This window comes from Paenibacillus albicereus (genome assembly GCF_012676905.1).
Lineage (GTDB): Bacteria > Bacillota > Bacilli > Paenibacillales > Paenibacillaceae > Paenibacillus_O > Paenibacillus_O albicereus.
The window spans coordinates 1,337,050-1,360,682 of sequence record NZ_CP051428.1 but is presented as its reverse complement, the minus strand read 5'-3'; the positions used below and the strand labels follow the sequence as shown (position 1 = coordinate 1,360,682).

Here is a 23,633-nt window from a genome sequence, read left to right as displayed (position 1 = left end):
GATTTCGCTGAAAAGTGTCGAAATCTGCTGGCTGGTTATGTATACGCTTACATTTTCGACCAAAGAAGAAGAATTCCTTCTTTATTTAGCGATATTATAAAAAAATCCGGCTTTCGTCTCCGAATGCCGGAATTCGGTTCGTCTGCTTCGCCGCTCCGCTGCCTGCCGGTCTAGCCGATTTTTTCCCACTGCTCGCGGCTCCGCTTGTCCATGCGGTCCAGGTTCGACAGCTCGAACCTTCGTCCGTCGTCGTCGGTCACGATCCAGCGGCCGTCCGTCAGGCTGTGGATGCCTTCGTGCAGGATGCTCATGTGCAGCGTGCTCGGACCGTAATCGGTCTCGACCGCCCAGATCCATTCCGGTCCTTTTTTGCGGATGGAGACGATGCGCTCGATGCGGGGAATCGTGTACTCCCGCTCCAGCTCCATGACGGCCGCGATGCGGCTCTCCTCCTCCAGCTGGTCGAGGCTCGGCAGGAGGAGCAGCTCCTTGCCCGTATCGGCCGTCCGCACCGAGATGAGCCGGTCCGGCAGCGAATACGGGAAGCAGCGCACGAGCTTGACGCGGCCCATCGGCTCTCCGCCGAGCACGGCCTTGAGATAGCCTTCGCGGCTGTGGAACAGCATCACCTCATAGGGCTTCGAACGGTTCATGAACACCAGGTTGCCGTTCATCATCCCACCTCCGATTCGGTCATCTGCTTCTGCGATTCCACCAGCCGATAGTACGTGCCCTTGCTTCGGTACAGCTCGTCATGCGTGCCGGTCTCCGCGATCCGGCCCTGCTCCAGCACGATCAGCCGGTCGGCGCCGCGCAGCGTGGAGAGACGGTGGGCGATCGCGATCGTCGTGCGCCCTTTGACCAGGCGGGCCAGAGCCTCCTGGATGGCGCGCTCCGTCTCCGTGTCGACCGAGGCGGTCGCCTCGTCGAGGATGAGGATCTCCGGATCGAGCAGCACGGCGCGGGCGATCGCGATGCGCTGCTTTTCGCCGCCGGAGAGGCGGTGCCCGCGCTCCCCGACCTGCGTCTCGTAGCCTTCCGGCAAGCCGCAGATGAAGCCGTGCGCCCCCGCCGTGCGCGCCGCCTCGATGATGAGCTCGGGCGAGGCGTCCTTCCTGCCGTAGGCGATGTTCTGGGCGATCGTCCCGTCGAAAAGGAACGTCTCCTGCAGCACGACGCCGATGCGCGCGCGCAGGCTTTCCTGAGCGATGTCCCGCAGGTCGATGCCGTCCAGGCGGATGCTCCCGGCATCGGGGTCGTAGAACCGGCAGACGAGATTGATGAGCGTCGACTTGCCGGCGCCGCTCGGACCGACGAGCCCGACCATCTCGCCGGGGCGGATGGTTAAGTCCAGATCCTTCAGCACGGCTCTGCTCTTGTCATACCCGTAGCGCACGCCCTCGAACCGGATCTCGCCCTGCGCGCTCGTCAGCTGCACCGCATCCGGACGGTCCGGCGTGTCGCTCTTCGCGTCCATCAGCTCGAAGATGCGCTCGGCCGAGCCCATCACCCGGTTAATCATGTTGAGCGAGGCCCCGAACGCCTGCAGCGGACCGAAGAACATGACCAGATACGACGCGTAAGCCGTCAGCGAGCCAAGCGACATGCCCCCTTGGAGCACCGACTTGCCGCCGGCGTACCAGACGAGCAGGCCGAACGCCGCGATGACGAGCGAGAACAGCGGCGAGACGCTCATCCACAGATTGCCCATCGAGATCATGCGCTTCACGAGCGTGTCGTTCGCTTGCGCGAAGCGCTTCTTTTCCCGCTGCTCCTGGGCGAACGCCTTGATGACGCGGATGCCCTGCAGCGATTCGCCGATGACGTTGTTGACGTTCATGACGCTCATCCATTGGGAGTACCAGAGGATGCGGATGCGCGGCCAGAGCCAGAAGAAGCCGAATGCCAGGAACGGCACCGGGATGAGGATCATCCATGTCAGCGGCGCGTTGAGGTAGAACAGCAGGCCGAGCACGCCGACCGCGAGCAGCACCTGCGAGAGGAATTGGATGAAGCCCTCGGTGAGGAACTGCTTGAGCTCCTCCGTATCGTTCTGCACGCGGCTGATGAACTGCGACACCTGCCGCCGGTCGAAATAGCTCATCGACAGCTTCAGGATCGCGTCGAACGCATGCTTGCGGATATCGCCCATCAGCCTGCCGCCGAAGCGCAGGCCGATGAAGCTGCGGGCCATCGAGACGCCCGTGCCGACCAGATGCACGGCCGCCATCGCCACGATGAGCCAGAGCAGCGCGCTGCGGCTGCCGCCGCCGGTGAAGTTGTCGATGAGCAGCTTCATCAGGTACGTCGGGATGAGCTCGAAGGCGATGCTGAAGAGCAGCAGGACGCCGCTGGCGATCATCAGCCGGCGATGCGGCTGCGCGTACGCCAGGATGCGGCGGACCATGAGGGTTTTGTTGCTGCAGCGGAGGCACTTGGTGCGACGGTGCCAGAGGCGCTTGCCGCAGACGCGGCAAGCGCGGCCGGCCGCGGGCGCGGCGGCGGCATCGCCGGCGCCGAGCGCAGCGGCCGTGCCCGCCGCGCCTCGGCGCACGCGCGGCGGAAGCTTGGGCGCCGCGCCAGCCTGCGGCGCGGCGGGGCTCGCGCCGGCGGCGTCGCCGGCCGGCGCATTGGCCGCCGCTCCGGGTACCGGGAGCGGCTCCTCCAGCCATGCGGCGATGCGCGGCATGGCGATGCGGTACGCTTCCAGATGCGGAAGCGTGAAGCGCGCCGCCTCGCGCATGCCGTCGCGAGTCAGCAGCACGAGCGCGCCTCCTGCAACGCCTTCCCGCAGCTCGATCTCGTCGATCGTGCCTTTCGGGAAGCGCCGCTGCAGACGGCCCTGCTCGTCGATCACCGCCGCTTCGCGGTCGGTGAACACGAGCTCGTAGCGCTGGAACTGCCGCGCTTCGTTGATGTCCGCGCCGAGCCGCAGCCAGCTGTCCGCCAGCCGCTGCCTCAGCGCCGCCGCCGCTCCTTCGCCCCCCGCTCGCTCGCCTTCCGTCGGCTCGACTGCCGCCCGTCCGTTGCCAGCTTTTCTTGCCTTCCCACTGCCGAAAGCCATGCCCCCGCCTCCTTGCCCATTCTCCCGTTGCTATTTCTATCGCCTCAGCTGCTGGCGCTGATTTCGCGTTGCGCGATATCGGTCGGCCGCTTTGCTGTTGCCGGCACGCCCGACAGTCAATCTCCCTGCACCGCCGCGCTCCATGTCTCGCTTAGCCCGGCAGCTCCATTCCCTCCGCTTCCGCCTCACGAATCGGCACCCGGCTCACCTTCATGCCCGCAGCCCGACTTTTTCGGGTTGCAGCCCACCTCGAATTCGGCTAACTCGATTTGTTCGACTTAACTCCACCCGGAAGCCCTCGCCAGCGCGCATGAACTCGATTTTTTCGAGTTCTTGCCTGCCTAACGCCCACTTCGAACCCGGCTAACTCGGTTTTTCCGCATACCTCCGACGCTGGGGCACCACTTCGCCCGATTTACTCGGTTTTTCCGCGCTACTCCGATGCTGGGGCACCCGTTCGACCTTAGTTACTCGGTTTTTCCGCGTACCTCCGACCCCGGGGCACCACTTCGGCCCGAGTTACTCGGTTTTTCCGCGCAACTCCGACGCCGGCGCACCACTTCGGCCCGAGTTACTCGGTTTTTCCGCGTACCTCCGACGCCGGGGTACCACTTTAGCCCGAGTTACTCGGTTTTTCCGCGCTACTCCGATGCTGGGGCACCCGTTCGACCTTAGTTACTCGGTTTTTCCGCTCAACTCCGACGCCGGCGCACCACTTCGGCCCGAGTTACTCGGTTTTTCCGCGTACCTCCGACGCCGAGCAGCCGTTCGCTCCGAGCTGCTCGGGTTTACCTCGCATTGCGCGAACCCCTAACTCATCGCGAAGCCGCCCGGTACATCGGCTTCCGCGACATGCTCCACGTCCCGAGCTTGCGCGTGAACTTGCGCGTCAGCGGATAGCGCAGCACGAGCCAGCGCAGCACCCGCGCCTGCCAGTGCTTCGGCGTGATCCACTTTCCGCCGAATTCCGCGGCTCCTGCCCACCGCGCTCCGCCTCTCATCGCCCCGCCTGCACCGCCCGCTCCAGCCGCCATGGCCCCGCCCGCTTCCGCGGCTCTACCCGCTAGAGCACCAGCGCCGACGGCGGCACGGGCCGTCCCCGTCCCCCCGCCGCGCCGCGCCCGGCGGACGCCGGTCCAGAGGCCGAGGATCGCCTCGGGACCGACCGGGTCGTCGGCGATGTAGCTCGTGTCCCCGCGGAACACGTACTGCCGGCCAGCGCCCTCGCCGCGAATCTCGACCAGGCGATGCCCGGTCAGGATGCCGCTGCCGCTTACGAACAAGCATACATCCCCTACCTCCAGGTCCCGCGCGCGAACGCGCTCGAAGCGGCTGACGTCGCCTTCCCGGATTAAGGGATACATGCTCATGCCGAAGGAGGTCAGCTCCATGGCGCCGCGCTTTTGAATCAAGGCGGCCACCATAGGGGCCAAGTTGCCGGCCGGACTATTCATGCACGATCAGCCCGACGCGAACGAGCTCCGCGACATACACCTCCACGTCGGCCTGCACCTGGACCGGATCCGCCGCGTACTCCGTCGCGACGCGCTCCGCCAGCTGCGAGATGGTCGGGCATGTCTCCAGCAGCTCCCAGATGTAGCCGCCCATCTCGTTCACCTTCGTGATCGAGTGGCTCTCCAGATCGAGCAGCACCCACTCGCCGTCAAGCTCCGCCGTTTCGACGGACTCCTGCCGCTTCAGGAGCTGATTCGCCAGCACTGTCATGAGATGACCTCCCAGAACGCATCGTTTTTTTGAAAATGCAGCTCATACGCCGGCACGCGCTGCACGACCTCGCGGCAGACCGCGATCATCTTGGCCGTCTCCGTCTTGCTGTGCTTCCAGTAAAACACCTTGTCCATCAGGCCGATCAGCGCATCGACCTTGCTCACCGGCTCGCGCCGCACGTCCGGGGCCTGCAGGAGGAAATGAATGCCGCCCAGCGGACAGGCATCCGCCTCGCCGCGATCCTCGTTCTCGCTGCGCAGCGGGGAATCGTAGATCGTGACGCCGCCGTCCTCGTCCAGCAGCAGCAGCGTCGCCTCGTCCGACAGGATCGGCCGCGGCGCCGACAGCTCGGCCGCCGTCGACTTGCCTGCTCCGCTGTGCCCGACGAACATCCACGCCTTGCCGCCGTCGACGACGCAGGAGCTGTGCACGAGCAGTCCCGCCCGATGATGGATCAGCCAGGCGCTGTACCAGTTGATGAGCGCATGCTTCAGCGCCAGATCGTCGAACACCTGGAGCTTCACGCTGGACCCGTCCGCCGATGTCTCCAACCGATAATCCTTGCGCGTATACGTGATCGTGTCGCCTGCCGCCTCGATCTCCACCGGTCCCTCGTCATACATCGAGCCGTAAAAATCCGTTATGTACAGCACCGCGTCCTCCGACGCGCTTTCCTCGTCCGTCGCCCTCGCGTTGCCCTCGACCGCCAGACGCGAGGCCGCCTCAACCGCAGCCTTGCCGCTCCCAGCCGGGACTGCCGCCGGCTGTCCCCGATCCTCCGGGAAACGCGCGGCGATCCATTCCTTCAGATGTTCGGTCTGCACCTCGAACCGGATGCGCTTGCCGCCCACGATCGCTTGATAAAGATACATTTCGTATCACCCCATATGTGACAATTCGCCGCAATGCCGACCCGAGAGAGGGGAACAGCCATAGGCCTGTTCCCCTCTTCGAGCCTGCTTGCGCGCCTCCGCGCTCGTCCGCCTGCGACGCCGTCTACTTGAGGCCGTCGTACCGGTCCAGGTAGCCGAGCGGCTTCGTTCCGCAGCCGCACGGACCTCCCGGTCCGCCCGGGCCGTAGAACAGCCGGCAGATGAACGGCGCGAAGTTCTGGCTTTTGCACCACTTGTAGAAAAAGTTGTTGCTGATGTTGACCGTGCCGAACTCCACCGATTGGTGGCCGAGCACGGCAGGAGCGCAATACGGCTTCATCGACATCCACCCCATCCAGTCTGCTGAGTCCTCTACTTCTTCGGCGTCCAGCCTTCCAGATGGCCAAGCGGTGTCGAGACGCCCTTGCCTCCGCCGGTCGGGCCGATATTGCCGTAGAACAGACGGCAGATGAACGGCCGGAAATCATAGCACTTGCACCATTGGTAGAAAAAATTATTGCTGATATTGACGGTGCCGAACTCAACCGCCTGATGGACGAGCACTCTAGGTGCGGCATAGGTCTTGATCACGCTGCTTCACCTCATTTTCAGCCAGGACTGGCCGTCACTTCGGTGTTCCCTTGATGCCGGAGAACGGCTCGTTGAAGCCGCCGGCTCCGCCTACGCTTCCGGAACCATAGAACAGCCTGCAGATGAACGGCCGGAAATTGAACTGCTTGCACCAGCGGTAGAAGAAGTTGTTGCTGATGTTCACGGTGCCGAATTCGACCTGTTCATGCATGATGACTTTGGGCGGGTTGTAAGCCTTCATGGAAACCACCTCGCTTTCTTCAATTTACGATACATTTCGTATCATGTCAAGGTTATTCCGTGTCGGATTCGCCTTGATATGACCAGAGGACCTTCCATTCACCGGACTCCTGCGCGACGAACACGTCCTGCCTGATCTCGAACGCGCCGAAGCTGCTGCGATACGTCATCGTGACCGGCACGGCGAACACCTCCCCAAGCTGAGGCTGGTCCCCACCCATCCGCCATGCGCCTACCTCTTCGAGCTCGCCGAGCTTGAAGCCGAACGTATCGACGCCGAAATCCTGCATGAATACATGGGCTCGCTTCTGGATGTAGCTGTCTTTGGTGAAATGCTCCTTCATTTGCGAATGGAACAGTTCCCAGGACCCTCCGAAGTTGCCCTCCCGCTCCATCGTGTAAAACTCGGACACGACTTCGCGGGCGCCCCCCGAATCGGCGCCGTCTCCGAGCCATCCCGCAGCAGAGCGCACCGTCAGCCACAGCGCCGCGGCCATGCAGGCCGCAAGCAGCAGTCCGCCGATCGGCAGCCTTCTCTTTCTCCGGAACATCCGCTCCCTCCTCGTCCCTGAACGTGCCTTAGGATATGAGGCGGGACGAGCGGTTAGACCTGCGAAGCGCCGTCGAGAACAGGTATAGAAGCACCACCCCGAGGCAGCCGCCGATCCAATCGATCAGCACGTCCTCGGGGTTGGGGGTACGCGATAGGGAGAATTGCTGGTTGTACTCGTCCAGGCATGCGATCAGCGCCGTCAGCGACAGCGCGATGAAGGCCGACAAGCCTGGCGGCACGCGGTACAGGCGGGCCAGCGCCCAAGCCAGCGCCGCGAGCACGGCATAGACGAACAGATGAGCCGCCTTGCGGAACAAGAATTCGATCACGTCATACGGATTATAAGAAGACAGGTACAGCTGTCCGTTGTAATGGAACGACATCGGAGGCAGCCATTTCTGCACCGTCTCCGCGTCCAGCTTGCGCTCGAGCGCAGGCTGGATCGACTGCGTCTGATACGGCTGGCTGGAAAAAACGAAGATCAGCACGAGCCAGGAAAGCAAGCAGCCCCACAACAGGGCTCTAGTCCGGCTCCTGCGAGGCCTCTTGGCCGCTCCGGCCGAAGCCGCAGGTCGCGGTCCCGCCGCTCCGGCCACGCTTCCGGAGCCGGCAGAGGCCCCGCTACGGCGGGCCGCATCCCGCTGCATGCCGCGGCCGGCCGCCGTCCGATTCCGGGAGCCGCTCGCGGTCCCGGCTGCGCGTTTGCTCGCCATGCGATGCTCCCTCCTTGATGGCCGGCTGCGGGCGGCCCGCCCGTCAGTTCAGCTCCGGCTTGCCTTGCTGCTGGTGCTCCTTGATCATCGCGTGGAGCCGGTCGCGCTCCGCCCGATCGACGGTATAGTAATAGATGCCGCCGATGCGCGCGCCTCGGCCGCTGACCTCTTTTTGCGTGATCTTTTCGATCTTCGGCCGATAGTTCACCAGCAGGTCCTTCATCGTGTCGAACGAGATGTCCGTCTTCACGTTGCTGCCGATCTGCTCGAGCATGCCGCTCGCCTTGGTCAGGCTGCTGATCGTGAGCGCGTTCTTCATCACCTGCTGGATGATGTCGCGCTGACGGTTCTGCCGGCCGAAGTCGCCCCGCGGATCGTCGTAGCGCATGCGCGAGTACAGCAGCGCCTGCTCTCCGCTCAGCTTGAGGTCGCCCTGTGCGAACTCCTGGCCCTCGTAGGTGAAGGCGAACGGGTTGTTCACCTCCACGCCGCCGAGCAGGTCGACGACCTTCTCGAAGCCTTCCATGTTGACCTTCACGTAGTAGTCCACCGGATAGTCGAGGAAGCTCTCCACCGTCTGCACGGCCATGTTCACCCCGCCGAACGCATAGGCGTGGTTGATCTTGTCCTCCGTGTCGCGGCCGATGATCGTCGTGCGCGTATCGCGCGGAATGCTCAGCATGAGCACGTCGTTCTTCTGCGGATTGACCGCCAGCAGCATCAGCGTATCGGCGCGGCCGACGTCGTTCCGCCGCTCGTCCACGCCCATCACGAGCACCGTGAACGGCAGGTTGTCGGAGGGCACCGCTTCCTCCTTGACGGAGGGGTCCGTGCTCACGTAGACCGGACGCTTCGTCGGCTCGTACACCTTGTGGGCGGTGCCTTTGATGGAGTTGTAGAAATACCAGCCGAAGCCGCCGATCGCCAGCGCCGCCGCCAGCAGGATGGACAGGACGGCGATCAGCGCCCGTTTCTGATTCAGGCTCATGGGGCGTCAAGCTCCTTCGCGCCGGCGCGCGGCCGTCTGCCGAGCAGATGCTTCAGCCGCAGCCGGTAGATTCGGGTGTACAGGGACAGCAAAGAGCCGCCCTTGTCCTCCCGGAACTGGGAGCGCGCGTAATCCGCGGGCGGCAGGAACAGATAGTGGATATGGCGGAGCATCGCGGACGGCTTGTCGTACGTGACGAAGATCGAGGCGAAGCGGAACAGGTAGTACCGCCGGCTCTTGAGGCCGAGCCCGGCCTCCCGCATGAGGCGCTCGCTCCAGAACGGCCAGCGGCGACGCCGATCGAGGGGCTTCACCCATTGCAGCGACGGGCAGAGCCGGTAGACGAGCGACAGCACGGCCGTCAGCTTCGCCAGGTTGCCGTCCCGGCGGGCGCGCTCCAGCAGCGACTCGTAGGATACCGTATCCCATGTGCGGTCGATGACCTGGGCGATGTCCACGACGTACTTCAGCGACGCCATATGATGGTTGAACGCATGCAGGCACACATGGTACAGCGTGTCCTCGTCGTTCAGCTCGCGGATGCAGCCGGCGCTGCCGGGCATCGGAGCCGTGCGGCTCCACAGCGCCTCCACATCCGTCTCATGCCCGTGGGAGCGAAGGAGGCTCCAGTGCAGCTCGACGGCGAGGAACGGGAACATCGGGTTGCCGTAGAACTTGTTGAACAGCAGGTGGAAATGGTCCTCGTCCAGCTGCTCGCCGTCCTCGAACCCGAGCCGCCGCAGCAGCGCCGACGCGCGCTGCAGGTCGCTCGGCCGGACGAGCACGTCGAGATCCGTCGTCGGCCTCGCCGCGAAGTGGCCGAAATAGCGCTCCGCCATGCGGATGCCCTTGAGCGGGATGAGCGGGATGCCCTCCTGCTCGAAGGCGCGGAACAGCTTTTTCTGCTCGCCGCGGATCAGCATGTTCTGGAACAGGATGCGCTCGGATTCGGCCTTCAGCTCGCCCTGCAGCCAGGCAGGCGCTTCCTTCAGCGCTCCCCTGTCCTGCAGGAGATGGTAGAACTGGCTGCCGGTGAAGGAGTCGCGGATATCCGCCCAGGCCCGCCGCCAGCTTCCTTCGTCCCAAGGCTCGTTCTCGGCCCGCTCGTAGAGGCGGTTCAGCAGCTGCATCGATTCGCTCGACTTCAAGGGGACCCCCCTCCTTTCCGGCGGCCAGCCGCCTGCTTGCGCTAGAATTGCAGAGCCGGGCTCTGCTCGCGGACGCCCTTATTGAGATTGGGGCGGCCGACCGAGTAATAGACGAAGGACGTGCCGGAGAGCTCCTCCTCCGTGAACTGGTTGCGGCCGTCGATCCGTCTGGCCGGCGAGCTCGCCGAGCGTCGCTTGCAGCTTGCGGATGACATTGAAGCGCTGGTCGCGGTTCACCTCGACCACCGACTTGAGCGTACTTGATCATCTCCGCGCTGCGGATACCGACGTATCCCGTTCCGATCACAGCAAGTTTCATCTCTCTATCCGCTCCTTATCCGATTGGCTGCACGTAGCATACCGTCCGACAAGATTACGACATAGACAGCACCAGGCTCATCGTCCTCTATACTTAGTGACGACTCCCTTTGGTGTTGAACGAGGTTTCATAGATGAAGAAGCTTGCTGGTCATGACGAGATTATTTTATTGAAGCTGCTTTATTGCAGAACCCATTCGTACAAATTCCTTCAGGCCATCCCGCCAATGCCGCATCTCGGGAAACCCATGTTCTCGAAGCGCTTCATGCCCGAGCACCGAATAAGCCGGGCGCCGCGCCGGTCGAACGAACTGATCGCTGGAAACGGGGGCGAGCTCGACCTCAAGCCCTGCTTCCTCAAAGATGGCCTGGGCGAACTCGTACCAGGAGCAGAAGCCTGAATTCGAGACATGATAGATGCCGTATCGCTCCGTATCCATCAACCCCAGCATGCAAGCGGCCAGATCGCGGGTAAACGTCGGGCTGCCGACTTGATCCTGGACAACCGAGAGCGGCTTGCCCTGACGCGCGAGATTGAGCATCGTTTTGACAAAGTTGGCTCCATGAATACCGTACACCCATGATGTCCGGACAATAAAGCAGCGGCTGCACAAAGCCTGCGACTGCTCCTCCCCTTTCCGCTTGGACGCTCCATAGACATTGATCGGATGCGTCGCGGCGGATTCGGGAATCGGCTGGGAGGCGGAGCCGTCGAATACGTAATCGCTGCTCACATAGACCAGTTTCGCGCCGATGCGTTCTGCCGCTGCCGCGATATAGCCCGCGCCATCTCCATTCACCTGATGCGCGACGTCAGGCTCCGATTCGGCTTGATCGACTTTTGTATAGGCTCCGCTATGGATGATGATGTCCGGCTTCAAGAGGGACACGATCCGGTCTACCTCTTCCCGCTTCGAAAAGTCCAGCTCGGAGCGGGTCAGCCCGAACGTCTCGTATTCTTCTTCATTCAGCAAAGAAACCAGATCTCGGCCGAGCTGGCCTCCTGCCCCGGTGACGATGACTTTGCGCTTATCCATGAACCGGCTGCCTGAAGCGGTTGTCATAAGCATTGCGGTAGTCGCCGGATTGGATATTTCGCCACCAGGATTCGTTTCCGAGATACCAGTCGATCGTTTCGACGATGCCGGTCTCGAACGTATACTTAGGCTTCCAGCCGAGCTCGGCTTGCAGCTTGGCCGGATCGATCGCGTAGCGGCGGTCATGTCCGAGGCGATCCTCCACGTAACGGACCAGCTCCTTGGATTTGCCTAAGCGCTCCAGGATCAGCTCGACGATCTGGATGTTGGTCCGCTCGTTATGCCCCCCGATGTTGTACACTTCACCTGGCTTGCCTTGATGAAGCACCAGATCGATCGCAGCCGCGTGATCCCGCACATGCAGCCAGTCGCGCACGTTCAGCCCGTCGCCATAGACAGGAAGCGGCTTGTCATCCAGCGCATGCGTAATCATGAGCGGGATCAGCTTCTCCGGAAAATGATAGGGACCGTAGTTGTTCGAGCAGCGGGTGATGTTCACGTTCATGCCATACGTTTCATGATAGGCTCGCACAAGCAGGTCGGCTCCGGCCTTGCTGGAGGAATATGGACTGTTCGGTGCGAGAGGTGTCTGTTCGGTAAAGTAGCCCGTCGCTCCAAGGGACCCGTACACCTCATCGGTTGAAATCTGGATGTATTTCTCGATGCCGTAAGCACGGGCAGCCTCGAGCAGCACCTGCGTGCCCGATATGTTCGTCGCGACGAAGATGCCGGGATCGCTGATGCTGCGATCCACGTGGGATTCGGCGGCGAAATTGACGATGGCGTCGATCGCGTGATTGCGGAGAAGGTGGCGAACCAGCGCCTCGTTGCAGATGTCGCCTTTGACGAAGTGGTAGCCGCTGTCGTTCTCCAAATCCTTCAGATTATCCAGATTCCCCGCATAGGTAAGCTTGTCGAGGTTCACGATCGTATAGTCCGGATGCTCTTCCTTCATATGCCGAATAAAGTTGCTGCCGATGAAGCCGGCGCCTCCTGTAACCAGTAGGTTCATCTCTCTCCATCTCCTTGAGGTCAAAAATGATGCTCCGCTTCTTGAAGACCGGGATGCTGGCGATCCTTCTCCGACAGGACCACGTGAGCCGTCGGCCAGTCGATAGCGAGAGCAGGATCATCCCAGCGGATGCCGCGGTCATGCTCTTTGGAATAATACTCATCCACTTTGTACATCACCTGCGTATTGGCCGTGAGCGTGCAGAAGCCGTGCGCGAAGCCCTTCGGCACGAGCAGCTGGCGCTTGTTCGACTCGCTCAGGATAAAGCCCTGCCACTGTCCGAATGTGGGCGACTGCCGCCTCAAATCAACTACGACATCATAGATCGCCCCGCTTACGCAGCGGACCAGCTTTGTCTGGGCTTTCGGCGCCAGCTGATAGTGCAGGCCGCGCAGCGTGCCGGCTTCCTGAGACAGGGAATGATTATCCTGGATGAAAGCATGGACGATGCCGGCTTCCCGGAATTTCTGTTCATTGTAGCTTTCCGTAAAAAAGCCCCGGTGGTCGCCGAACACGTCGGTCTCAACCATCAGGACTCCGGGAAGCTTTGTCTCGATGAGTCTCATCGTTTGAATTCCGCTCCTTTAGACCGTCGCAAGCTTGCGCCCGAAGTTCAGGTCGAACGCATCATGTCGGACGAGTTCGTTCGCATGCGCCCAGGACTCATGCGTGCCGGCATCGGTCCACCAGCCGCTCAGCACGTCGTACGTAAGCAATCCATGCTGGATATAGGCGTTGTTGACGTCCGTAATCTCGAGCTCTCCGCGACCGGAAGGCTTCAGCTCTTTGACAATATCGAAGACGTTGTTGTCGTACATATAGATGCCCGTTACGGCCATGCTGCTTTTCGGCTGTTTGGGCTTTTCCTCGATGGACACGATATGCGGGCCGTCCAGCTCCGCCACGCCGTACCGCTCCGGATCGTGAACTTCCTTCAGCAGGATCTTGGCGCCGCTGCCTTGCTTCTTGAAGTTCTCGACGAACGGCTTCATATCGTCCTGGAACACGTTATCACCGAGAATGACGGCCATCGGATCAGAGCCGATGAAGCTTCGTGCCAGTCCGAGCGCTTGGGCGATGCCTCCCGCCTGATCCTGGACTTTATAGGAGAAGCTCACGCCGAACTCATAGCCGCTGCCCAAAAGATTAACGACATCGCCCATATGGTCACGGCCCGTGACAATGAGGATGTCGTCAATTCCTGCTGTTTTAAGTTTATAGATCGAATGGTAGATCATGGGATATGGCCCGACTGGCAGCAAATGCTTGTTGGTAACCTTAGTCAATGGATATAGTCGGGAGCCTGTTCCTCCTGCGAGGATAATTCCTTTCATGCTTTAACAACTCCTTGTGCTGGATATAAGGCAATGTCGTTCACATACTGCTGACTCATCCCTTTAAATACAGCTTCATATTTTTGAATGATTAGATTCCATGTATACGCATTTTGAATTCGATCAACAGCTAACTCTTGATACTGCTTGATTGTTTCCTCGTCCATGCCATCGCATACGGCAATAAGCTTTGCCAAGCTTCCTTGAGTTTTTTCAAAATATACGGCTCCGTCCAAACCGACCTCACGGTTAAAAACCACATCCAGCAGGAGGTTAAGCTGTGTACTTGCCATTGCTTCCAACAAAGATGGATTTGTGCCGCCAACCTCATGTCCATGGAAATAACCAAAGGCTTCTTCCCGAATCTTCTTCAATAATTCCCCGTCATAGACCGTTCCAACAAACTTTATTCGCTTATCCTGTTCAAAATGGGTCTTTTGAAGCAAATCTTTATAAAACGTATTGTTCTCAACATTTGAGATAATTACAAAATCTTTTCTCGTATTAGAACGCATAAACTCCCGAATCATTAACTCATAATTATTTTCCGGAACAAATCTCCCTACGACAAGATAATAGTCCTTCTCCCTTACCTTATTTTTATCCATCCAATTTATGAACGTTGAATCCTTGCTATTAAGTGTGGATTTCACCGTATCTGCTCCATAAGCAATGTATGTCGTCTGCGGTCTATATTTCTTATATTCTTCCGTTATGTAGTTTTGAATTCCAATTGAATCACATATCAACAGATCTGCTTTCTTAACCATAATGGATTCAGAAAATTTCCAATACCTTCTGATGAAAGCATTCCATTTAGACCTTTTCCATTCGTGCCCATCCGGATTCACAAAAATCTGAGTATTGAATTTTTCCAGTTTACGCTTGTAGAAACCAAGAAAGGGACCAATTCTACAAGCTAAAATATAGATGATAGCATCATGTATATTATTTTTACTGATGAATTCATAACATTCTTTTAAACTCAATACATCGTAAAGCACGGCTTTAGCTGGACCGATATTAGGAACAGAAATGTTAAAGCAACGAGACTCGTTATGGGTATAGACTTGTCTATTATCAGCGAGACATGAAACATGGTATTGTATGCTTTGATCTTTTTTCGATTTTGTTAGGTGTTCAACAAATGTTTCAAAACCGCCATACTTTGCCGGTATCCCTTTGGAACCAATGATAAATATATGCTGTTTGTTTAAGTCCATTTTGTAACCAAGTCCTTTCTAAACAAAAAGCAGCCACTTAGGTGGCTGCTTAAGCAATAATAGATTCATACAGTGGAAGGATCTTTGAAAGATGCTGCTTGGAATCGAAGACTTGTTCGGCTTTAACTCGCGCATTCCGGCAAAACTCCAAATAATGCGCCTCGGACAAGTTGTTCATAAAATCGATTTTCTCCGCTAAGTCGAGTGAACTTTTAGACTTGAACAGCAAACCGTTTTTCAAATGATCAATATGCTCCGGAATACCGCCAATATCGCTACCAATAACCGGTTTCCCGCTTGCAAATGTCTCAATTAATGCTAAAGGACCATTTTCATACCATTCAGATGGCATAATCATGCATTTTGACTGATTGATTGCGCTCTCCAATTCAGACCCACTTACAAAGCCTAACATTTCAACTTTGTGCCCAAGATCATGAGCAAGGATATAATGGCGAATGGTGTCTGATAACGGTCCGGTACCGGCTATTTTTAGTCGTGCAGAACTTTTGCTCTTTTTCATTGCTTCCAGAAGGGTAAGGATGCCTTTCTCCTCTGACAATCTTCCTAAGTAAAGCATATAATCCCCATGAGTGTATTTGGGAGATATTGAACTCGTATCCAAGAAGTTCGGTATGAAACTAATTTTAGATTCAGGGAATCCCCATTCAATCATTTTTTCTCTATAAAAGTTGCTTGGAGTAATAAAATGATCGATGTAATCTTCATAAAATCTCATTCCACTGTGGACATAGGCTTCAACCATTGAAACCAAGCTGCCGCTAAGTGAATTTTTCGTGCAGCGATTAAGCAAAACATTGTAGAATTTACCATCCTTACATTTTTCGCACAATTCATTATTATTAAGCATTTTATAGTTTGGACACATAACCTTTAAATCGTGTACGGTATAAACAATGGGGATTTTTCTTTTTTTCAGCGGCATTAGAATGGATGGCGATAGTTGATGTTGGAACAAATGCAAATGAGCCACATCAACTTTATTTTCATCCAAGAGTTTTTCAATTTTTTTTCTTGCTTCAACAGAGTAGATGACCTTAGAGCCAAGCTTTATCTTCTCCATCAATCCAGCTTTCCCATAATCAATGTTATCGACAAAGTATTTTTCATACTCCGTAGCTTGATTTTTTTCATCTTTCATAGAAAAAGGTATCACTTTGTGCCCGATGGTCTCTAGTTCCTTTTTTAACGCAAACAGATAGGTCTCGCTACCACCTTTAATATAATAAAACTTATTAATAGTTAAGATATTCATTGGGTCTCCTTTAGTTACTTAAAACTTTTTGGGAGGAACGTTTTATAAACTCGCTTAACTTTAGAGTAACTTTTATGCTTTCTTCTGTTTTCATCACTCTACAGAGCACAAAATAAACGACGCACACCATAATTATCAATATAAATAATAGCAATGTATTTAAGTCCATTTTATTGAGCTTTAAAACTAAACTAAAAAGAGTGTAAGTTAGGCAGGAAGAAACAACAATTTTACTGTAATCCTTGAAATTAGAAACTGAAATGAATTTACGTTGCTTAATTCCATATATCGCAGCAAGCGCGACGAAATTAAGTGAAACCGAAATTGAATACGAGGTGGCCAATCCTAAATAACCCATTCTTTCCACAAGAATAAATGAAAATAAAACATTTAGTAAGGTAGCCCCAACATTTGTGGAGACCGGAATCCACGTATTTTTCCTTGCATAAAAATATCTTGAGATCAGCATGGTTAAAGAAGTACCTAAGATTCCAATTGAATAAATAACAACTGCATTAGATGTAATCTGTGTAGCAGCTGAGTTAAATGCTCCTCGTTCGAACAAGAGTTCCGTAATTGATTTTGAAAACAATAATAAAATGATGATTGCTGGCAGAGTAATGAAAAGGGTTAATCGAATGCCCTTGTTTAATATGAGGAAAGCTCCCTTTTCATTTTTTTGGCTCGCCAGTACAGCTAGAGTCGGAAAAATAAGAGTCGATATGGCAGTTGCAAATATTCCGGATGGAAGTTGAGTTAGCTTGAAAGCATAATTTAAAGCAGCTATGCTTCCTTCTGGGAGCTGTTTCGCAAAAAACTTGTCTATTACCGTTGTTGATTGAAGAAAGATTGATCCCACTGCCATCGGAAACGCAATTGTTGAAATGTTTTTATAGTCTTTTTTCTCGAATCCAGAAGTGCGATTATAATTAAATCCAGCACGCTTAGAGTAGATTACAATAAAGGCAAGTGCAATAAATGCAGAAATCAATGAAGACCATACTAAACTGTTTATATTTATTGGAAATATTATTACGCCGAAAATAAAGAAAACACTCATTACTAAAGGGGATAAAGTAGGGACAATAAACGACTTTTGAGCATTAAGATATGCGGAAAAAAATAAAGACAGCGTCATAAAAAGGGTAACCGGAATCATTAAAAAATAGATGTAAAAGGTAGCTGAACTACTTGCAAAAAACATTTTGTCAATGATCCAACTTGAAGAAGCTACTGCAATAATTGCGTAAACAATAAGTATTTTTAGCAACAAAAAAAAGAAATCCAATGAAAAATTGCTCGCAAGTTCATTGGACTTCTCATTCTTTTTTTCTAAAAACAAAGGGATAAAGGCAATTGTAATTACTCCACCAAAAATATTTGATATATATTGCGGAAGGGTGAAAGCTGTAACGAATACATCGGCTGTCAATGAAGTGCCATAATAACCGGCTATTATTTGCTCTCGCACGAAACCAAGTGCTCTTCCCAATAATGTAAAGACAATAACCAAAATGGTCGCGTTAAAAAAACCTTCATTTAAGCGTTTCATGACACCATAACTTCGTTCTTTGATGAGGCCGTAAGTTGACGGATAATCCGTGCTGGCTCTTCGGCTTTTACTTTGATTTCAGGAATTATAGCTTCGAGTTCTGATCTATAGCTTGAGAGCTGCTTCCAAGCAAGATCACATTTCTCTACTAATTCACTACTTGTAATCGAGTTTATTTCACATACATATTGCGAGAGTCCGAGCATTTTCATAATGCCTGTTGTTTTGGGTTCATAAGAAATGGCTACTGTGGGAACATGGGAAGATAAGGAGAAGATGTTTGAATGCATCCTAGTCCCAACAAACATATCAAAATTGCTGTAAATCGCTTTTAGTTCTATTGGCGAATAATCTGTAGTCAATAGTCTTACCTGTTTCTTAGTTTCCTGTGAAAGTAAATTCCACACATGCTGACTACCAATTCGATCGTCTTCAATCGGAGTTGGCCCGGTGACTTGAGGAACAAGATAAACAGTAGCCTGTTTTTCATGAACTAGAAATTCAATCGAATCCACTACAGCTTGGATATATTGCTTATATTTTTTCTCTGGTTCGACTTGATTTGGAAAAGTCCATTGTCTAACGGTAACACCGACATTGGGACGACTTTTATCAAGATCTAATAGCTGATCAATCTTAATATGATCTGTCTCTATAACAAACGCAGAATCTCCCACCATTTTCGTGTTGTGGACTCCGATATTTCTTAAAAACAATTGTGATAGTTCTTCTCTAACTGTAATTACATCGACTTCGTTTAATACCTTCCTTGTAACATATTTCGAGAAACCGCTATGAAATGGGCCAATTGATTGAGCATACGTAATAACTTTTTTATTTAACTTTTTGGCAAAGAAAATCTGCGCCAAATGCATGATTAGGCTGGCTTCAATTATAGGTGAGTGGGAATAGATGAAGCCCCCTCCACAACTTACAATGATATCAGCAGACTGATATGCGTTAAAAGCTTCTGCTTGTCGAGTTTCCGGTATCTTGCCCTGTGATACAAACTTTCTTGCGTCCATTAAGTCTCGGATAATTAAGGCTAGTCGCTTTAGCTTGCTATGTTTTTTATCCGGAAAACGAGTAATTTGTTCAACAACATTACAACCATAGCTTAAGTACAGATCATCATCCATTGGGTATCTTGATGCAATAGTAATCGTAGCATCCGCATTAAACTTTCGTATGCTTTGAATCATCGATATAATTATCGCTGCGTCTCCTTTATTCTTACTGGAGTGAGCGTTGATAATAAGCACTTTCACCTGAATATCACCCTTACTTTACATTTGTTAAAAAGCATTTTTAGATGCGAATATTTCTTTAATTGTTAGAAGGAGAATTTTTGTATCCATTACTAAACCTCTGTTTTTTATATATGTTAGGTCTAGTTCAACCATCTGACTAAATGAGAGGCTATTCCGTCCACTGACTTGCCAAAGACCTGTGCATCCAGGTGTTACGGTAAGTCGACGCTTTTCATAAGGAGTATAGGTTTCCACTTCCCGTAGCAATGGCGGCCGAGGTCCTACAAGCGACATATCTCCCTTTAGAACATTTACCAATTGAGGGAGCTCATCGATGCTTGTTTTTCGGATAAATCTCCCGATTCGAGTAATTCGGGGATCATTCTTCATTTTAAACATCGCACCGCTCACTTCATTCTGAGCAAGAAGCTTTTGCAACATTTCTTCTGCATTTGAAACCATGGATCTGAATTTATACATTCGGAATAGTTTTTCGTTTTTACCTACCCGAGTTTGGTAAAAAAACACGCTTCCCTTTGGATCTTCAATTTTTATGCATATCGCTATTGTTATAAAAAGAGGGAGTAGAAGCATAAGCCCTACCCCCGCCAGGATAATATCAAACCCTCGCTTGAGAAGATCAGATACATATAGATTTTTTTGATTGGCTTCATCGATGTAATAGATGGTAGACGTGTTACCCATTGCCTCAACATTCTCTTGAGGCTTGCTCATATCACTCACCCCTACTACGATAAGTTTTATTCACTTCTTTTTCCAAAATCTGTTCAAGTTCCGCAAGAAGAGGAAGTCGGAGCTCATCGTTTTTTAATGCGAACTCGACGCTGGTCAGGATAAAACCCAGTTTCTCCCCAACATCATAACGGTCCCCTTCAAAGTCATAAGCTAAAACACCTTGTGATTCATTTAACAATTGAATTGCATCCGTTAGCTGAATTTCGCCCCCAGCACCGATTTTTTGCATTTCTAAAAAATCAAAGATATTGGGCGTAAAAATATACCTTCCCATGATGGCAAGGTTGGAAGGTGCTTGACCAATCGGCGGCTTTTCTACAAATCGATTAACTCTGTAAAGTCTTTCGTTATTATCTAATGGATCTACAATTCCGTAACGATCCGTTTCATTGATCCCGACTGTCCTAGCTCCGATAATCGATTTTTGATGTACATTAAATTGATTTATTAACTGCTTCGTGCAAGGAACATCCGCCTGGACAATATCATCTCCTAGAAGAACCGCGAATGGCTCATCACCAATAAAATTTCTTGCACACCAAACAGCATGGCCCAGACCTTTTGCTTCTTTTTGCCTTATGTAATGAATATCAACATGGGACGATTTTCTTACTTCGCTTAGCATGTCGGACTTTCCCTTTTTCTCAAGCGTATGCTCCAGCTCGAAAGCAATATCGAAATGGTCCTCTATTGCCCGCTTGCCTTTGCCCGTGACAATAATGATGTCCTCGATACCGGACTGGACCGCCTCTTCCACGATGTATTGAATGGTCGGCTTGTCGACAATCGGAAGCATTTCTTTCGGCATCGCTTTGGTTGCCGGCAGAAATCGGGTTCCAAGACCAGCGGCTGGAATGATCGCTTTACGAACTTTTTTCACACAATCACCTATCCTTCTCTTATATCTTTATCTCTGGCTCTTCTGCCCTCACATGAAGAAACGCCAAAAAAACGAGCTACGTTTCCCTGTCGAAACATAACCCGTTTTTATGGCTTTCTTGATGCTTACCCTTTGCTAGTAGGGTAAAAAGGGGCATTCAACCCCGCCTCACGCCATACCATCGACGACTCGCGTCTAAGGTCCACTAGGAACCCACAGTATGGCCGAGTGCCTACAGTGATAAAGGTTCAGTAGGCATTACCTGTACATATCCTCCATTAGGCCGGGAACTTATTTCGCTTCCGCCCCGTAATAGTAGTAGTTGTACTTGTCGCCTTTGCGGCTCTTGGTGTTGTTGAGCACGACGCCGAGAATGCGGGCGTGGGCATGCTCGAGGCTGGACTTCGCCTTGCGGACCAGCTCGCTTTTTACCTTGCCGGCGTGCACGACGAGCAGCACGCCTTGGCAGAGCGAGGAGACGATGATTGAATCAGTAACCGCCAGCACCGGCGGCGTATCGAAGACGATCACATCGTAATGGGTCTTGAATTCCTCCAGCGTCGCCTTCATGCTTTGAGAGGCGAGCAGCTCCGACGGATTCGGCGGCACAGGCCCGGACGGCAGGACGAACAGGTTCTCGACCAGCGTCTCCTGCACGGCATCTGCGGCGCGGCATTGTCCGGAGACGACGGTGGAGAGGCCGACTCGGTTGGAGACCTGGAATACTTTGAACACGGACGGCTTGCGAAGATCCGCATCGATCAGCAGCACCCGCTTGCCCTCTTGGGCATACGTCACGGCGAGATTGGACGCCGTCGTGCTTTTTCCCTCGCTCGGGTTGGCTGAAGCGACCATGATGACCTGGATCGGCTCATCGAACGAGGAAAACTGGATGTTCGTCCGAAGCGTCCGATAGGCTTCCGAAATCGGCGACTTCGGCTCGTAATACGTGACGAGGCTCGAATCACTGGTTGAGCGTGGCATAGGATCCCTCCCCGACTGGCTTAGGCTTGGATGCGGACGGCTTTTTCGAGCGAGTGCCGTACTTGTCGATTTTGGTGATGAGCGCCAGCATCGGCAGCTCGAGCTCTTTTTCGATATCCTTTTCCGTCTTGATCGTGTCGTCCAGATAGTGCAGTAGGAACACGAGGCCAACCGCAAGCAGGAGCGAGACGACAAAAGCGATAAAAATCAGGATGATAGGGCTGGTGTTGATGCTCATGGCTGCCGCTTCGGCGTCCGCTTTGTTGAGAATCGTGACGTTGTCGACTTTCATGATGTCGGGGTTGGTCGTACGGAACGTTTCGGCGATCGCGTTGACAGCCTTGGCCGCTTGCGGGTACGAGGTGCTGACGAAGCTCAGGTCCATGACCTGGGATTCCGCGGAGGATCCGATGCTGAGTCCGCTGCGCAGCTGGTCTGCGCTCAGCTTCAGATCGGGGAAGTTGGTCGAAACTTTATTCAAGATCGCATAAGACTGTATAATTTCCTTGTAGGAGTTGATGACTGTAATATTCGTTTGCATCGTGCTGAGATCCAGCATCGACATTCCTTGATACTCAAAAGCTTGATTGACGATGAGCTTAGCCGTGGCTTGGTAAATCGGCGTCGTATACATGAAGCTCTTGATTCCGGTGGCGACGCAGGCCAGGAGGACGATGGCCGCGATGAGCCACTTGCGCTTGGCCAGAATGCTCAAATACTCTTTCAACTCCACGTGATGGGCCTCCCGTTTATGTATAGTGGTCAGTTCCGATATAAATAGTGGACTTTATGTTCAGGCAATGCCGGCTGATGCTGGAGCAGCCACTCGTTCAGCCCCCGGATCCAATCCGTGCGGCTGATCGAGCTTCCGGCGATGCGGAGCTCATACAGATAGAGGTTCCCTTGCTTGACTCGCGAAGCGACGATGCCTTCGAGGATGATGCTCTTCTCCCCCAGCTTCAGCCGAAAGGATAGCCGGTAACGATCGCTTACCGGAAAACGGAGCGTTGTGGAGAATTCCAGTTCATTCGCGTTCATATGATGCAGGAGGACCTTGCGACTGCCGGAATGGACCGCCTCGCCGCCAACTTGAGAAATCGCGAGCTCCGCCAGCAGGCGATGGCTGATGCCGGTTCGGGATATGACGCCAGCAGAATGTTCCATATTCCGACGTACGTTCACGGCTCACCTCCGACAAATGCCTCCGGGCTGAGGTTTGAAAGAAGCCCCGGCGGGGAAGAATGATGGATGATTGATACGTTTTGTATCACTTTGACAATTCCAACTTTACGATACAAAACGTAACATGTCAAGGGTTTTTCAGGCTTAATTTTCAAGATTGCGTCTTTTTGTATCATGGCTGGAGAAAACCTTTTAGCGGGGGCATTTCCGTATTAAACTTGAAGGTAGAGAGAGTTAGGAGGTACGTAAGTGGACATAGGATCACGGCTTGCAAGTCTGAGGGAAGACCGGGGATGGACTCAAGAGCACACGTCTCAGGCGCTTGGCATTTCCCGCGCAGCCTTGAGTCATTATGAGAAGAACCGGCGTGAACCGGATACCGATACGCTTGCGAAATTTGCAGATATCTATCAAGTCTCGATCGACTATCTAGTGGGAAGAACCGACAATCCGGAAGCGACGCTCGATCCGGAGGTCAGGGAATTTGCCGGCAGCATCGAGTTGTCCGATCAAGAGATATTGGAGAAGTTCGCCTTCTCGATCGACGGCAGCCCGCTTACGCCCGAGGAATCTAAAATGTTCATCGCATTCGTCCGAGCGAACCGTTCGATGAGATCATAGGGGACATCCCGACGCTATCAAACCTGCCATCGGCAGGTTTTTTTGCATCTTTGCCAAAATGAAATAGGATAAAGGTACCAAACAGACAATTTATTAATTCAATAGTCCTGATTCGACAAAAGTTCCTGTATTTTTCTCCGCCTGCCGCTTCACATTCCGACACTCTTTGCATCGACAGTCCGATATACTTTATCCTATGTTCCCAATACATAGAGAAACTAATAGGAAATGGGAGTGGGGTACAGGAATGAACAGCCATCAACCAGAAAGCAGCTCGAAACCTCCTGTTAAGGTATTGGATGTCAGGCATG

The 23,633-nt window shown here is 53.6% G+C and carries 27 protein-coding genes; 1 reads left to right on the top strand and 26 read right to left on the bottom strand.

Annotated elements, in window-relative coordinates; genetic code table 11:
- Window positions 1–170 precede the first annotated feature (170 nt).
- The 26 genes from HGI30_RS05920 to HGI30_RS05795 all read right to left on the bottom strand — a co-directional run bounded on the left by HGI30_RS05920 (window position 171) and on the right by HGI30_RS05795 (window position 22,701).
- Window positions 171–677 carry a DUF1854 domain-containing protein gene (locus HGI30_RS05920; protein WP_168906800.1) on the bottom strand — a complete coding sequence of 169 codons (507 nt, stop codon included), beginning with the start codon at window positions 675–677 and terminating at the stop codon, window positions 171–173.
- Window positions 674–3,064, bottom strand: a complete 2,391-nt coding sequence (locus tag HGI30_RS05915; RefSeq protein ID WP_168906799.1) for an ABC transporter ATP-binding protein — start codon at window positions 3,062–3,064, stop codon at window positions 674–676. Before HGI30_RS05915 ends, HGI30_RS05920 begins: the two co-directional genes overlap by 4 nt.
- Before the next feature lie 815 nt (window positions 3,065–3,879).
- Complete coding sequence (locus HGI30_RS05910; protein ID WP_168906798.1) at window positions 3,880–4,476, bottom strand: S24/S26 family peptidase; 597 nt, start codon at window positions 4,474–4,476, stop codon at window positions 3,880–3,882.
- Between the two features lie 34 nt (window positions 4,477–4,510).
- The gene (locus HGI30_RS05905) at window positions 4,511–4,789 is read right to left on the bottom strand and encodes a PqqD family protein (RefSeq protein WP_168906797.1); all 279 of its coding nucleotides are present in this window, start codon (window positions 4,787–4,789) and stop codon (window positions 4,511–4,513) included.
- Window positions 4,786–5,664, bottom strand: coding sequence for a hypothetical protein (locus HGI30_RS05900; protein ID WP_168906796.1), 879 nt, complete (start codon window positions 5,662–5,664; stop codon window positions 4,786–4,788). The genes HGI30_RS05905 and HGI30_RS05900 overlap by 4 nt, the downstream gene beginning before the upstream one ends.
- A gap of 124 nt (window positions 5,665–5,788) precedes the next feature.
- On the bottom strand, window positions 5,789–6,010 hold the full coding sequence (locus tag HGI30_RS05895; protein ID WP_168906795.1) for a hypothetical protein: 222 nt from the start codon (window positions 6,008–6,010) through the stop codon (window positions 5,789–5,791).
- Window positions 6,011–6,036: 26 nt separating this feature from the next.
- Window positions 6,037–6,255 (bottom strand): hypothetical protein, encoded by a 219-nt coding sequence (locus tag HGI30_RS05890; RefSeq protein WP_168906794.1) that lies wholly within the window; start codon window positions 6,253–6,255, stop codon window positions 6,037–6,039.
- Window positions 6,256–6,289: 34 nt separating this feature from the next.
- Window positions 6,290–6,496 carry a hypothetical protein gene (locus HGI30_RS05885; protein WP_168906793.1) on the bottom strand — a complete coding sequence of 69 codons (207 nt, stop codon included), beginning with the start codon at window positions 6,494–6,496 and terminating at the stop codon, window positions 6,290–6,292.
- Window positions 6,497–6,548: 52 nt separating this feature from the next.
- The gene (locus tag HGI30_RS05880) at window positions 6,549–7,046 is read right to left on the bottom strand and encodes a hypothetical protein (protein WP_168906792.1); all 498 of its coding nucleotides are present in this window, start codon (window positions 7,044–7,046) and stop codon (window positions 6,549–6,551) included.
- A 28-nt stretch (window positions 7,047–7,074) separates the two neighbouring features.
- Window positions 7,075–7,761 carry a VanZ family protein gene (locus HGI30_RS05875; protein ID WP_168906791.1) on the bottom strand — a complete coding sequence of 229 codons (687 nt, stop codon included), beginning with the start codon at window positions 7,759–7,761 and terminating at the stop codon, window positions 7,075–7,077.
- Window positions 7,762–7,804: 43 nt separating this feature from the next.
- Window positions 7,805–8,749: an LCP family glycopolymer transferase gene (locus tag HGI30_RS05870; protein WP_168906790.1), complete on the bottom strand. Its 945-nt coding sequence runs from the start codon at window positions 8,747–8,749 to the stop codon at window positions 7,805–7,807.
- Window positions 8,746–9,897: a nucleotidyltransferase domain-containing protein gene (locus HGI30_RS05865; protein ID WP_168906789.1), complete on the bottom strand. Its 1,152-nt coding sequence runs from the start codon at window positions 9,895–9,897 to the stop codon at window positions 8,746–8,748. Before HGI30_RS05865 ends, HGI30_RS05870 begins: the two co-directional genes overlap by 4 nt.
- 41 nt (window positions 9,898–9,938) lie before the next feature.
- On the bottom strand, window positions 9,939–10,112 hold the full coding sequence (locus HGI30_RS05860; protein WP_168905835.1) for a hypothetical protein: 174 nt from the start codon (window positions 10,110–10,112) through the stop codon (window positions 9,939–9,941).
- A gap of 270 nt (window positions 10,113–10,382) precedes the next feature.
- Entirely contained in the window at window positions 10,383–11,252 is an 870-nt protein-coding gene (gene rfbD, locus HGI30_RS05855) for a dTDP-4-dehydrorhamnose reductase (protein ID WP_168906788.1), read from the bottom strand.
- Window positions 11,245–12,264 carry a dTDP-glucose 4,6-dehydratase gene (gene rfbB, locus HGI30_RS05850; protein WP_168906787.1) on the bottom strand — a complete coding sequence of 340 codons (1,020 nt, stop codon included), beginning with the start codon at window positions 12,262–12,264 and terminating at the stop codon, window positions 11,245–11,247. Before rfbB ends, rfbD begins: the two co-directional genes overlap by 8 nt.
- Before the next feature lie 20 nt (window positions 12,265–12,284).
- On the bottom strand, window positions 12,285–12,830 hold the full coding sequence (gene rfbC, locus HGI30_RS05845) for a dTDP-4-dehydrorhamnose 3,5-epimerase (protein WP_168906786.1): 546 nt from the start codon (window positions 12,828–12,830) through the stop codon (window positions 12,285–12,287).
- An 18-nt stretch (window positions 12,831–12,848) separates the two neighbouring features.
- Entirely contained in the window at window positions 12,849–13,598 is a 750-nt protein-coding gene (locus HGI30_RS05840) for a sugar phosphate nucleotidyltransferase (RefSeq protein WP_168906785.1), read from the bottom strand.
- A complete protein-coding gene (gene cps2T / locus HGI30_RS05835) occupies window positions 13,595–14,821 on the bottom strand; it encodes a beta 1-4 rhamnosyltransferase Cps2T (RefSeq protein WP_168906784.1) in 1,227 nt (408 codons plus the stop codon). Before cps2T ends, HGI30_RS05840 begins: the two co-directional genes overlap by 4 nt.
- A 49-nt stretch (window positions 14,822–14,870) precedes the next feature.
- The gene (locus HGI30_RS05830; RefSeq protein WP_168906783.1) at window positions 14,871–16,097 is read right to left on the bottom strand and encodes a glycosyltransferase family 4 protein; all 1,227 of its coding nucleotides are present in this window, start codon (window positions 16,095–16,097) and stop codon (window positions 14,871–14,873) included.
- Window positions 16,098–16,107: 10 nt separating this feature from the next.
- Window positions 16,108–17,649 (bottom strand): murein biosynthesis integral membrane protein MurJ, encoded by a 1,542-nt coding sequence (murJ, locus tag HGI30_RS05825; protein WP_168906782.1) that lies wholly within the window; start codon window positions 17,647–17,649, stop codon window positions 16,108–16,110.
- A complete protein-coding gene (locus HGI30_RS05820; RefSeq protein WP_168906781.1) occupies window positions 17,646–18,917 on the bottom strand; it encodes a polysaccharide pyruvyl transferase family protein in 1,272 nt (423 codons plus the stop codon). Before HGI30_RS05820 ends, murJ begins: the two co-directional genes overlap by 4 nt.
- 27 nt (window positions 18,918–18,944) lie before the next feature.
- Entirely contained in the window at window positions 18,945–19,634 is a 690-nt protein-coding gene (locus HGI30_RS05815) for a sugar transferase (RefSeq protein WP_168906780.1), read from the bottom strand.
- A 1-nt stretch (window position 19,635) separates the two neighbouring features.
- On the bottom strand, window positions 19,636–20,535 hold the full coding sequence (gene galU / locus HGI30_RS05810; RefSeq protein WP_168906779.1) for a UTP--glucose-1-phosphate uridylyltransferase GalU: 900 nt from the start codon (window positions 20,533–20,535) through the stop codon (window positions 19,636–19,638).
- 291 nt (window positions 20,536–20,826) lie between these two features.
- Window positions 20,827–21,519: a CpsD/CapB family tyrosine-protein kinase gene (locus HGI30_RS05805; RefSeq protein ID WP_168906778.1), complete on the bottom strand. Its 693-nt coding sequence runs from the start codon at window positions 21,517–21,519 to the stop codon at window positions 20,827–20,829.
- Complete coding sequence (locus tag HGI30_RS05800) at window positions 21,500–22,252, bottom strand: YveK family protein (RefSeq protein ID WP_168906777.1); 753 nt, start codon at window positions 22,250–22,252, stop codon at window positions 21,500–21,502. The genes HGI30_RS05805 and HGI30_RS05800 overlap by 20 nt, the downstream gene beginning before the upstream one ends.
- A 29-nt stretch (window positions 22,253–22,281) precedes the next feature.
- Entirely contained in the window at window positions 22,282–22,701 is a 420-nt protein-coding gene (locus tag HGI30_RS05795) for a hypothetical protein (RefSeq protein ID WP_168906776.1), read from the bottom strand.
- Window positions 22,702–22,950: 249 nt separating this feature from the next.
- Here HGI30_RS05795 and HGI30_RS05790 point away from each other — a divergent pair, with 249 nt between their 5' ends.
- Window positions 22,951–23,322, top strand: a complete 372-nt coding sequence (locus tag HGI30_RS05790; protein WP_168906775.1) for a helix-turn-helix domain-containing protein — start codon at window positions 22,951–22,953, stop codon at window positions 23,320–23,322.
- Window positions 23,323–23,633 lie beyond the last annotated feature (311 nt).